The sequence below is a fragment of the Rhizobacter sp. genome (assembly GCF_035702065.1).
In the GTDB taxonomy this organism is placed as follows: Bacteria; Pseudomonadota; Gammaproteobacteria; order Burkholderiales; family Burkholderiaceae_C; genus Rhizobacter.
Window position 1 is genome coordinate 1 of sequence record NZ_DASSRA010000062.1, and the last position, 9,761, is coordinate 9,761.

Here is a 9,761-nt window from a genome sequence, read left to right on the forward strand (position 1 = left end):
TCGATCCAGTGCGTCAAGAGATCTCCCGAAGGCGTGGTGCCCGGCGCCAAGTTGAACGTCAAGCCGCTCAGCGAGCGGCTTGACGATCGAACGCGGCGAGATATTCCATCACCGCAGGTGACGGAATATCAGACCTTGTAATAGCGCTCTGCACGCTTTTGCGCCCGCTCCGCGGCTTCCTTCGGCGTCTTCGACCCGCTGGCCGCTTCGGCCACCATGTTGGCGATGATGAAGTCCGCCGCCGCGCCCGCCGAGGCGTAGCCCAGCTTGCCGGCATAGCCTGCGGGGCGCAGGTTCTTCACCGAGTCGCGGTAGGGCAGGTGCTTCGGGTCCGAGGTCCAGATGGAGTTCTTCTCGTAGGCCCGGAGCGGCTGCGCGACGTAGCCACCGGCGCCCTGCAGCCAGGCGTCGTACTGCTCACTCTCCATCATGAAGCGCAGGAACTCCTTGGCCGCCTGCGGGTACTTGGTGTACTTCATCACCATCTGGTTGAAGAACAGGTGCGACTCGGTCGGCACGCCCACCGGACCGACCGGGAACACCGCATGGTTGATGTCGGCCGCCATCTCCTTGACCTTGGGGTCCTGCGAGTTCTTGGCCGCGTAGTAGATCGAGATGCCGTTGTTGGTGATGCTGATCTGCCCGTCGAGGAAGGCCTTGTTGTTGTTCGGATCGAGCCACGACAAAGTGCCGGGAATGAAGTTGGCGTAGAGCTCCTTGGCGTACTCCAGCGCCTTCAGCGTCTCGGGGCTGTCGATCACCACCTTGTTGCTGGCGTCGACCAGCTTGCCGCCGTGCGACCAGATCAGCCAGTTGCACCAGGTGCTGTCGCCGGTGGCGTTGCCCAGCGCCATGCCGCCTGGCGTGCCCTTCTCCTTCAGCGCCTTGTAGAGCTTGAGGAAGTCGTCGGTGTTCTTGGGGAAGGTATCGAAGCCCGCCGCCTTCACCATGCTTTCGCGGTAGACGATCAGCGAGCCCGTGGCACCCAGCGGCAAGCCGATCCACTTCTTTCCGTCGGGGCGCATGAAGGCCTCGCCGGCCGGGTACCAGCCGCCGTACTTCTTGCCCAGGTACTCGGCGAGGTCGGTCACGTCGAGCAGCTTGTCGGGGTAGAGGTTCGCGTCGTCGTTGGTCGACAGGATGATGTCGGGCCCGGCACCGGTGTTGGCGGCCACCGCGGCCTTGGGGCGCACGTCTTCCCAGCCTTCGTTGTCGACGCGCACCTCGACCCCTGTCTTCTCGGTGAAGCGCTTCACGTTGGCCATGTAGGCATCGATGTCGCCCTGCACGAAGCGGCTCCAGCGCAGCACCCGCAGCTTGGCGCCCTTCTCGGGCTTGAAGGCCAGGCTCTGCGCGTGCGCCAGCGGCGTCCACAGCGCGGTGCCGACCCCGAGCGAAGCCACTGCCGCGGCGCTGGCAGACGTTTCGAGGAACCGCCGGCGATTGAAGTGCGTCATCGTTGTCTCCTTCTTGGGTTCTTGGCTGAACACGGGGAACGGGCAAAGCGCAGTCAGGCCACCAGCCGTTGGCCACTGCTCGCGTCGAAGAGATGGGACCGCTGCACGTCGGGCCGCAGGTGGATGGTGCTGCCGGGCGTGAACTCGTGGCGCTCGCGGAACACCACCGACAGGTCGGCGCCTTCGTGGCGGCACGAGACCAGCGTTTCTGCGCCGGTGGGCTCGACCACCACCACGCGCGAGGGGATGCCGCCATCGGGCGAGAGCGACAGGTGCTCGGGCCTCGTGCCCATCAGCACCGGCTGGCCGTCGATGCCACCTGCGTTCAGTGGCGCAGCCAGCTCGGTGCCGTCACCCAGCTCGACCAAGGCCGCGCCGGCGCGGCGGCGCAGCGTGCCGGGCAGGAAGTTCATCGCCGGCGAGCCGATGAAGCCGGCCACGAAGCTGTTGGCCGGCCGGTCGTACAGCTCCAGCGGGCTGCCGGTCTGCTCGATGCGGCCGTCGCGCATCACCACGATCTTGTCCGCCATGGTCATGGCTTCGATCTGGTCGTGGGTGACGTAGATGCAGGTGGTCTTCAGGCGCTGGTGCAGCTCCTTGATCTCGCTGCGCATGGCCACGCGCAGCTTGGCGTCGAGGTTGGACAGCGGCTCGTCGAACAGGAACACCTTGGGGTCGCGCACGATGGCGCGGCCCATGGCCACACGCTGGCGCTGGCCACCCGAGAGCTGGCGCGGGTAGCGGTCGAGCAAGGGCGTGAGCGCCAGGATCTCGGCGGCGCGCGCCACCTTGGCCTCGATCTGCGTGGCCTCCAGCTTGGCCAGCATCAGCGAGAAGGCCATGTTCTTGCGCACCGTCATGTGCGGATACAGGGCGTAGTTCTGGAACACCATCGCGATGTCGCGCTGCTTGGGCGGGAGCTCGTTCACCCGCTGTTCGCCGATGCGGATCTCGCCGCCGGTGATGGCTTCCAACCCCGCGATCATGCGCAGCAAAGTCGACTTGCCGCAGCCCGAAGGCCCCACGAGCACGGTGAACGAGCCGTCGTCGATGGCGATGTCGACGCCATAGAGGATGTCGACCGCACCGAAGCGCTTGGTGACCGACTCGATCGTGACGCTGGCCATTCCTGAAGGCTCCTGTGGGTGGCGCGCGGGTGACGTTCGATGCCGACCCGAATGGGGTGGCCATGAGGGCAAACCGCGATCTCGCCCGGGAGCAAAGTTGTATGATGACATGATCACTCTTTCCATCGGGCTTTCCCTGTGTTGTCGAATCCCGCCCCGCGCCTGGTGGCCGAGCGCCTGTCGGACCAGCTCGCCGCCCGCCTGGCTGCGCAGATCGAAGCCGGCGAGCTGGCGCCCGGCGACCGTCTGCCCACCGAGCAGCAGCTGGCCAGCATGCATGGCGTGTCGCGCACCGTGGTGCGCGAGGCGGTGCACCAGCTCAAGTCGCGCAAGTTGCTGGTGTCGCGCCAGGGCTCGGGCGTCTACGTGGCGCCCCCTCCGCTGAACCGCGCCTTGCGCTTCGACGACGGCGTGCTGGGCTCGCTGGCTTCGGTGGTGCAGGTGCGCGAAGTGCGCCGTGCGCTCGATGGCGAGATCGCCGCGCTGGCCGCAGAGCGAGCCACGCGCGCCCAGGTGGCTGCGCTGCGCCGCAGCCTGCGCGCCATGGAAGCAGCACCGGGCGACGGCGTCGCGGAAGACCTGGACTTCCACCGCACGCTGGCCGAAGCCACCGGCAACCCGCAGTTCATCCGCCTCCTGGAGTTCCTGGAGCAGTACCTGCACGAGGCGATGCGCGTGACACGCGCCCACGAGGCCGAGCGCACCGACTTCACCTCGCAGGTGGAGGCCGAGCACCGCGCCATCTTCGAGGCCGTGGCCGCGCGCGACCCGCAGGCCGCGCGGCGGGCCGCGGTGCGGCACATGTTGCGCGGCGACCAGCGGCTGTCGGTGGCCCTGCAACCGAGCAGACAGGCCCACGCATGAAGGTTCTCATCACCGGCGGCGGCGGGTTTCTCGGTGCGCGGCTGGGGCGGACGCTGCTGGCGCGCGGCCAGCTCGACGGCCAGGCGATCACCCGGCTGGTGCTGGCCGACCAGGTCGCGCCGCCCGCCGACCTGGCGCAGCACATCGGCCCGGCCCGGGTTGAAGCGCGGGTCGGCAGCCTGCTCTCGCAATGCGCCGACTGGGGCGATGAACGCTTCGACGTGGTGTTCCACCTGGCGTCGGCCGTGTCGGGTGAATGCGAGGCCGACTTCGAGCTCGGCCTGCGCTCCAACCTCGACAGCACGCGCGCCCTGCTCGACGTGTTGCGCGCGCAGGTCCATGGCGGTGCCGCACCCACGCGGCTGGTGTTCTCGAGCTCGGTGGCGGTGTTCGGCCCCGACCCGGCCGTGCCCCTGCCCGCCGTGGTGGCCGACGACACGCTGCCCGCGCCGCAAACCTCCTACGGCACACACAAGCTCGTCTGCGAGCACCTGCTGGCCGACTACACGCGCAAGGGCTATGTCGACGGCCGCGCCGCGCGACTGATGACGGTCACGGTCCGGCCCGGCCGCCCCAACGGCGCGGCCTCGTCGTTCTTCTCGGGAATCATCCGCGAGCCGCTGGCCGGTGTGGAAGCCGTCTGCCCCGTGTCGGCCGAGGTCTCGCACCCGGTGTCATCGCCCTCGCACACCGTGGACGGGCTGATCGCCGTCTGCGAAGCGAGCCGCGAGGCCTTCGGGGGCCGCATGGCGCTGAACCTGCCGGCGCTCAACGTGCGCGTGGGCGACATGCTGCAGGCCCTGGCCGAGGTGGCCGGCCCGGCGGTGCGGGCGCGGGTGCGCTTCGAGCGCGATGAGCGCATCGCCGGCATCGTGGCCAACTGGCCGGCGGGCGCCAGCGCGGCGCGCGCTTCGCGTCTGGGCTTGAAGGCGCCGGCCAGCTTCGGCGAGATCATCCGGCAGTACATCGCCGACTGCCGGGTGCGGCCCGACGCCGGGCAAACCTTGCGCGGCCTGACCGAAGCCTAGAGCTGCCGCGCCTCGAAGGTGTTGCACTGGTTCACGCTGCCCGTCTGCAGGCCCTTCTTGAACCAGGTCACGCGCTGCGCGCTGGTGCCGTGGGTGAAGGTCTCGGGCTGCACCGTGCCGCGTGACTTGCGTTGCAGGGCGTCGTCGCCGATCTGCGTGGCGGCGTTGAGCGCCTCTTCCACGTCGCCCTGCTCCAGGATCTGACGCGCCTGGTTGGCGTGGTAGGCCCACACACCGGCAAAGCAGTCAGCCTGCAACTCCAGGCGCACGCTGAGCGCGTTCTGCTGCGCCTCGCTCACGCGGCCGCGCATGCCATCGACCTTGCCGCTGATGCCCATCAGGTTCTGCACGTGGTGGCCCACCTCGTGGGCGATCACGTAGGCCTGGGCGAAGTCGCCCGGCGCGCCGAGGCGGGTGCGCATGGTCTCGTAGAAGTCGAGGTCGATGTAAACCTTCTGGTCGCCCGGGCAGTAGAACGGGCCCATGGCCGACTGGCCCATGCCACAGGCCGTGGGCTCGCTGCCGCGAAAGAGCCGCAGCTTGGGCTCGCGGTAGGTGCCGCCCAGTTGCCTGAACTGCTCGCGCCAGACGTCTTCGGTGTCGGCCAGCACCACCGAGACAAAGCGGGCCAGCTTGTCGTCGGCCGGTGGGCGGTGGGCCGGTGCCTGCTGCACCTGCGGTGCGGGGCCGCCACCGCCGCTGAGCAGGCCCAGGATGGTCATGGGGTTGATGCCGAAGGCCCAGCCGGCGATGAGCGCAACGGCGATCGTGCCCACGCCGATGCCCCGCCCGCCACCGAAGGAGAAACCGCCACCACCACCCCCGCCGCTGTCGCGCGCGTCTTCGACGTTGTCGCTCTCGCGATTGCCTTCCCATTTCATGGCGCGTTTCCCCGTGGTGGTGGAGCGAGCATGGTAGCGAAGCCAAAAAGCAAAAGGGCTGCCCCTGAAGGCAGCCCGGCGTAGGACTTGAGGCCGAGATTCAGTGCGCGGCGTCGTCGTCCTTAGCGTACTGGGCGAAGAGTTGCAGGGCCAGGCGCTGCAGGTCTTCATCGGCGCTGCTGTGGCCGAGGGCGATGCGCTCGAAGGCATAGGGCCTGTCGAACATCATGCGGGCCACGTTCACCGGCAGGTCCTGCTCGGCCATCTTGCTGCGAAAGCGCCCCAGCGCCTTCAGGTCATCGATCAGCGCCACAGGCCGGCCGGTGGGCGAGAACTGGAAGACGTTGGACGATGCGAGCATGGCGACCCCGGATGAAGCAGGTGCCAACACGATAGCCAGCCTGTGCTGGCCCGATCGCCTGATATGAGCCGCCGATCCGGACAGTTGAATGCCCGACCCGCGAGCCGACTTCATCCGCCGGGGTCAGGGACGCCGTGGACGGCCGGGCCGGTGTGGCTGATGAACTCGTCGAGCTTGTCGCACCACACAGCGGCCGACGCTTCGAGCTCGTCCAGCGGCAACACCTCGATGCCGGCATCCGACAGCATCTTGTCGGATGCACCGTTCGACGCGACGTGGTGCGACTTCTTCTCCAGGTAGACCACCCGCTTGATGCCCACCTGGATGATCGACTGCACGCACCGGGGGCAAGGGAACTGCGTTGCGTAGATCGTGCTGCCGGTCAGCGGCAATACCACGCAGTTGAGGATGGCATTGACCTCGGCGTGCACGATGTAGCTGTGGCGCGACTGCAGAGGGTCGCTGTCGATGTCGGCCCAGTACGACGCATCGTTGTCGTCGCAGCCGCGCGGCAGCCCGTTGTAGCCCACGCCGAGGATCTTGTTGTCGGCGCTCGCGATGCAGGCGCCGTTGCGCTTGCGGCCATCCTTGGATCGGGCCGCCGCCAACAGGGCGACGCCCATGAACATCGAATGCCAGTGGATCAGGGGAACGTTTTGCATGCGGGAAGCGGGCGGAAGTGGGCGGAAGTGGGCTCGCGCGCAGGGCGCATTGTGCCGTCAGCGGGGCGCGGGAGATGACGCCGGGGAGGCCGCGTCCAGGCGCGCCCCCAGGGCCGCGAGGTGCGGACGGATCAGCTCGCCCATGGCGATCTGCGGGTTGGAGTAGCCGTCGGTCTTGCCGGCCTCCTTCTCGCGCTGCTCGATCAGCTTGCGCGCCGCGGCATGTGCCGCCTCGAAGGAGCGCGTGCTGCGCAACTGCTCGTCGTACATCGCCCGGCCGAAGAAGGTGAGCTCCGACTTGCGGCCGCAGCCGTAGGACGTGTGCGTGGCATCGGCCGCCGTCATCACCAGCGTGCCGGGGTCGGAGAGCGGCTCGATCCACGAACCCGAATAACAGGCCGAGACCGAGATCACGCGCAGGCGCACGCCGGCTTCGTCGAGCCAGGCGCGCAGCTGCGTGGGCGTCACCGGGTCCATCTCCAGCGGGTAGAACTCGGCGGAGAGCTTGCCGTCCTGCGCGCCGTGCGAGGTGAGGTGGATGAAGAGGATGTCCTCGTTGCGGTCCATCAGGCTGGCCGCGCGCAGGATGGCGCGCTGCAGGTTGAGACCGGTGGCCCAGGGCAGATCGCCAGCGGTTTCGGCGTGGTTGATGAGTTGCAGCGTGTGGCCTTGCGCGTCGAAGCGGCTGCGCATCACGTCGGCCACGAGCTTGCTCTCGCGGCGGAACACGTTCTCCTCGGCATAGGGCGCGAAGGTGAGCGCATACAGGTCGATCACGCCCGGGCGTTGTGGTTGCAGGGCGTTGAGGCTGTCGACCAGCACGCCCGACTGCTTCTCCAGCACCTCTTGACTGAAGTGCAGGCGCTTGTCTTCCACCGCCGTCGCCGCAGCCGCCAGGTTGTCATCCGGGTACCAGAACTGCATCGGCGGCGCGAGCAGGTCCACCGCGGCAGCGAGCGCAAAAACCCCCAGCACCAGCGCACGCAGGCCGCCGGAGGCCGCCTGGCGCAGCAGCAGCACCGCACCGGCCAGCGCGACCCAGCCCACCACCACGAAGGGCAGCACCCCTTGCAGCCAGGCCAGCGCCGCCGGCGCCAACCCCGGCAGCCGCGGCAACAGCAGGTACAGGGCCCACAAGGGAATCGAGATGACGATCTGCTGAACAAGCAGCATGCCGAAGAGCGCCGGCGCGTCGGGCTCGCCGGCACGTGATCGCGCCACCAGCCAGCAGGCCCACAGCAGCAGCACGGTGGTCAGCCAGCCGCTGGCGACCGCCGGCCCGTAGAAGAGCGCCGGCCCGGCAATGAAGAGGCGCTGCAGCAGGACGCCCAGGCCCAGCACGGCAGCCGTCAGCCCCACCAGCAGCCAGGGGCTGGCCCGCAGGCCGGCCAGATCGGGCCTCAGGAGGACGGCGCTGCGCGCCCCCTGGCGCAGCCAGTGCGCAAATCCGCGGCCTTTGGTGTGGTTTTCCTCGCTGTCGCCGATCATCTTTTCCTCCAGGTGCACCATCTTAGGAGGCTGTGGAAATACCATGGTCAGGCCGGCCGCATCGGCCCAGAATAGTGCCCATGGCCATCGAGTGGAGACAAGACATGACTCAGCAACGCACCACGCTGGATCTGCTCACGCAGTACGCCACCTACCACCGGGATCGGCGCAACATCGTCACCCACTTCGTCGGCGTGCCGATGATCGTCTTCAGCATCGGCGTGCTGCTGGCCCGGCTTCACCTGACCTTGCCCGCGCTCGACCTCACCGCCGCCTGGGTGGCCTTCTGCGGGGCCGCCGCCTGGTACCTGAGCCGCCGCGGCCCGCTGACCCTGGGCTTTGCCGTCACGGCCGGCGTGGGCGTGCTGATCGCACTGGCGCACGGCGTGGCGAACGGCAGCACCTTCAGCTGGCTGAGCTGGGGCGTGGGGATGTTCGCGATCGGCTGGGTGATCCAGTTCGTCGGCCACTACTACGAGGGCCGCAAGCCCGCCTTCGTCGACGACATCACCGGCCTGCTGGTCGGCCCGATGTTCGTCACCGCCGAAGCCCTGTTCTCGCTGGGCTGGAACAAGCCGCTGCTGGCCGAGATCGAGCGCCGTGCCGGCCCCACGCACATCCGCGACCTCGCGCACCCGGCTTGACGGGTGCTCGTCCAAACTGACCCGGCTTGATCAGGCCAGGCCGGCGGCACGCGCCAGCGCCGCCACGTCCACCAGCTCGATCGCGCCGTAGTGCAGCCTGAGCACGCCCTGCTCCTGCAGCGCACGCAAGGCCTTGTTGGCCGTCTGCCGGCTCACGCCCAGCATCAGCGCCAGCTGCTCCTGCGGCAGGCGGATCTGCCGCTGCGGCGCATCAGCCCGCGCGCCATAGCCGTGCGCCACCTGCCACAGCTGCTTGGCCAGGCGCTGCTCCAGCGGCAGGTGGGCGATGTCTTCCAGCACCGTGAAGGCCATGCGCAGCTTGGCACAGGCCAGCCGTGCCATGTCACGCCAATGCAGCGGGTGCTCGCTCAGCCAGGCGAGCAAGGCGTCTTGCGGTACCAGGATCAGCGTGGTTTCGCCGTCGGCCACCGCGTCGTGCGTGCGCGGCAGGTTGTCGATGAGCGAGATCTCGCCAAACCACTGGAAGGGCTCCACATAGGCCAGCAGCGATTCGCTGCCGTCGGGCTGCAAGGCCCCCACGCGCAATGCGCCAGAGGTCACGCAGCACAGGCCATCGGCGTTGTCGCCCCGCACGAACAGCCGCTCTCCAGCGCCCAGGCGCCGGGTGCGGCCCAACATCAGGAGAGCCGCCTGCAACTCGGGCGCACAGCTCGCAAACCAGGGGTCGGTCTGCAGCGAGATCAGCGGAATGGGCGGGTTGGCGTGGGGCATGACTGTCGGAATTTTGACAGTCGCCGCGCACATGCTCCACTAGCATCGCCGCCACCACAACGACGGAGACAAACACCATGCGCAACGCCACCGAGCTGATGGTCCAGTACGCGGCCTACCACCGCGACCGACGCAACATCGCCACGCACTTCGTCGGCATCCCGATGATCGCGTTCGGCCTCTTCGTGTTGCTCTCCAGGCCCACGCTGTTCGAACTGGGAGGCCTGGCCGTCAACGGCGCCTGGATTCTCTGGGCCCTGGGCACGCTGTGGTACCTGACACGCGGCAACGTGGTGCTGGCCTTGGCGACGAGCGGGGCCAATCTCGTCCTGCTCCTGCTGGCCCAGACGGTCGCCGGCGGCAGCACCGCCAGTTGGCTGGCCTGGGGCGCGGGCAGCTTCTTCGTCGGCTGGGTGATCCAGTTCATCGGCCACTACTACGAAGGCCGCAAACCGGCCTTTGCGGATGACCTGATCGGCCTGATGGTCGGCCCGATGTTCGTGACCGGCGAGGCGCT

At 68.4% G+C, this 9,761-nt stretch carries 11 protein-coding genes; 4 read left to right on the top strand and 7 right to left on the bottom strand.

From position 1 onward, the window contains the following. Positions 1 to 128: 128 nt before the first annotated feature. Complete coding sequence (locus tag VFL64_RS02895) at positions 129 to 1,457, bottom strand: ABC transporter substrate-binding protein (RefSeq protein ID WP_489538880.1); 1,329 nt, start codon at positions 1,455 to 1,457, stop codon at positions 129 to 131. Between the two features lie 53 nt (positions 1,458 to 1,510). Further along, positions 1,511 to 2,584 (bottom strand): ABC transporter ATP-binding protein, encoded by a 1,074-nt coding sequence (locus VFL64_RS02900; RefSeq protein WP_489538881.1) that lies wholly within the window; start codon positions 2,582 to 2,584, stop codon positions 1,511 to 1,513. A 141-nt stretch (positions 2,585 to 2,725) separates the two neighbouring features. On the opposite strand from VFL64_RS02900, the gene VFL64_RS02905 reads away from it, so the two are divergent. Together VFL64_RS02905 and denD are read left to right on the top strand one after the other, a co-directional pair. Then, positions 2,726 to 3,448: a FadR/GntR family transcriptional regulator gene (locus tag VFL64_RS02905; protein ID WP_489538882.1), complete on the top strand. Its 723-nt coding sequence runs from the start codon at positions 2,726 to 2,728 to the stop codon at positions 3,446 to 3,448. Continuing rightward, on the top strand, positions 3,445 to 4,476 hold the full coding sequence (gene denD / locus VFL64_RS02910) for a D-erythronate dehydrogenase (protein ID WP_489538883.1): 1,032 nt from the start codon (positions 3,445 to 3,447) through the stop codon (positions 4,474 to 4,476). The genes VFL64_RS02905 and denD overlap by 4 nt, the downstream gene beginning before the upstream one ends. Here the strand turns inward: denD and ypfJ are convergent. The 4 genes from ypfJ to VFL64_RS02930 form a co-directional block, all read right to left on the bottom strand. Continuing rightward, positions 4,473 to 5,357 (bottom strand): KPN_02809 family neutral zinc metallopeptidase, encoded by an 885-nt coding sequence (gene ypfJ / locus VFL64_RS02915; protein ID WP_489538884.1) that lies wholly within the window; start codon positions 5,355 to 5,357, stop codon positions 4,473 to 4,475. The two genes, denD and ypfJ, sit on opposite strands and share 4 nt — an antisense overlap. A gap of 100 nt (positions 5,358 to 5,457) precedes the next feature. After that, positions 5,458 to 5,718 (bottom strand): hypothetical protein, encoded by a 261-nt coding sequence (locus VFL64_RS02920; RefSeq protein WP_489538885.1) that lies wholly within the window; start codon positions 5,716 to 5,718, stop codon positions 5,458 to 5,460. 110 nt (positions 5,719 to 5,828) lie between these two features. Beyond that, entirely contained in the window at positions 5,829 to 6,380 is a 552-nt protein-coding gene (locus tag VFL64_RS02925) for a deoxycytidylate deaminase (RefSeq protein WP_489538886.1), read from the bottom strand. A 57-nt stretch (positions 6,381 to 6,437) separates the two neighbouring features. Beyond that, entirely contained in the window at positions 6,438 to 7,913 is a 1,476-nt protein-coding gene (locus tag VFL64_RS02930; RefSeq protein WP_489538887.1) for a C13 family peptidase, read from the bottom strand. Positions 7,914 to 7,972: 59 nt separating this feature from the next. On the opposite strand from VFL64_RS02930, the gene VFL64_RS02935 reads away from it, so the two are divergent. Further along, positions 7,973 to 8,512: an Mpo1 family 2-hydroxy fatty acid dioxygenase gene (locus VFL64_RS02935; protein WP_489538888.1), complete on the top strand. Its 540-nt coding sequence runs from the start codon at positions 7,973 to 7,975 to the stop codon at positions 8,510 to 8,512. A 30-nt stretch (positions 8,513 to 8,542) separates the two neighbouring features. Here the strand turns inward: VFL64_RS02935 and VFL64_RS02940 are convergent, their stop codons facing one another. Next, entirely contained in the window at positions 8,543 to 9,244 is a 702-nt protein-coding gene (locus tag VFL64_RS02940; RefSeq protein WP_489538889.1) for a Crp/Fnr family transcriptional regulator, read from the bottom strand. 77 nt (positions 9,245 to 9,321) lie between these two features. Between VFL64_RS02940 and VFL64_RS02945 the strand changes: the two genes are divergently transcribed. Then, positions 9,322 to 9,761: Mpo1 family 2-hydroxy fatty acid dioxygenase (locus VFL64_RS02945; RefSeq protein ID WP_489538890.1), on the top strand; the 440-nt coding region annotated here is incomplete at its 3' end.

Bases quoted from the DNA above. Each gene is read 5' to 3' on its own strand.
- VFL64_RS02895 (WP_489538880.1), bottom strand. From the start codon at position 1,457: ATGACGCACTTCAATCGCCGGCGGTTCCTCGAAACGTCTGCCAGCGCC.
- VFL64_RS02900 (WP_489538881.1), bottom strand. From the start codon at position 2,584: ATGGCCAGCGTCACGATCGAGTCGGTCACCAAGCGCTTCGGTGCGGTC.
- denD (WP_489538883.1), top strand. From the start codon at position 3,445: ATGAAGGTTCTCATCACCGGCGGCGGCGGGTTTCTCGGTGCGCGGCTG.
- ypfJ (WP_489538884.1), bottom strand. From the start codon at position 5,357: ATGAAATGGGAAGGCAATCGCGAGAGCGACAACGTCGAAGACGCGCGC.
- VFL64_RS02920 (WP_489538885.1), bottom strand. From the start codon at position 5,718: ATGCTCGCATCGTCCAACGTCTTCCAGTTCTCGCCCACCGGCCGGCCT.
- VFL64_RS02925 (WP_489538886.1), bottom strand. From the start codon at position 6,380: ATGCAAAACGTTCCCCTGATCCACTGGCATTCGATGTTCATGGGCGTC.
- VFL64_RS02930 (WP_489538887.1), bottom strand. From the start codon at position 7,913: ATGGTATTTCCACAGCCTCCTAAGATGGTGCACCTGGAGGAAAAGATG.
- VFL64_RS02935 (WP_489538888.1), top strand. From the start codon at position 7,973: ATGACTCAGCAACGCACCACGCTGGATCTGCTCACGCAGTACGCCACC.
- VFL64_RS02940 (WP_489538889.1), bottom strand. From the start codon at position 9,244: ATGCCCCACGCCAACCCGCCCATTCCGCTGATCTCGCTGCAGACCGAC.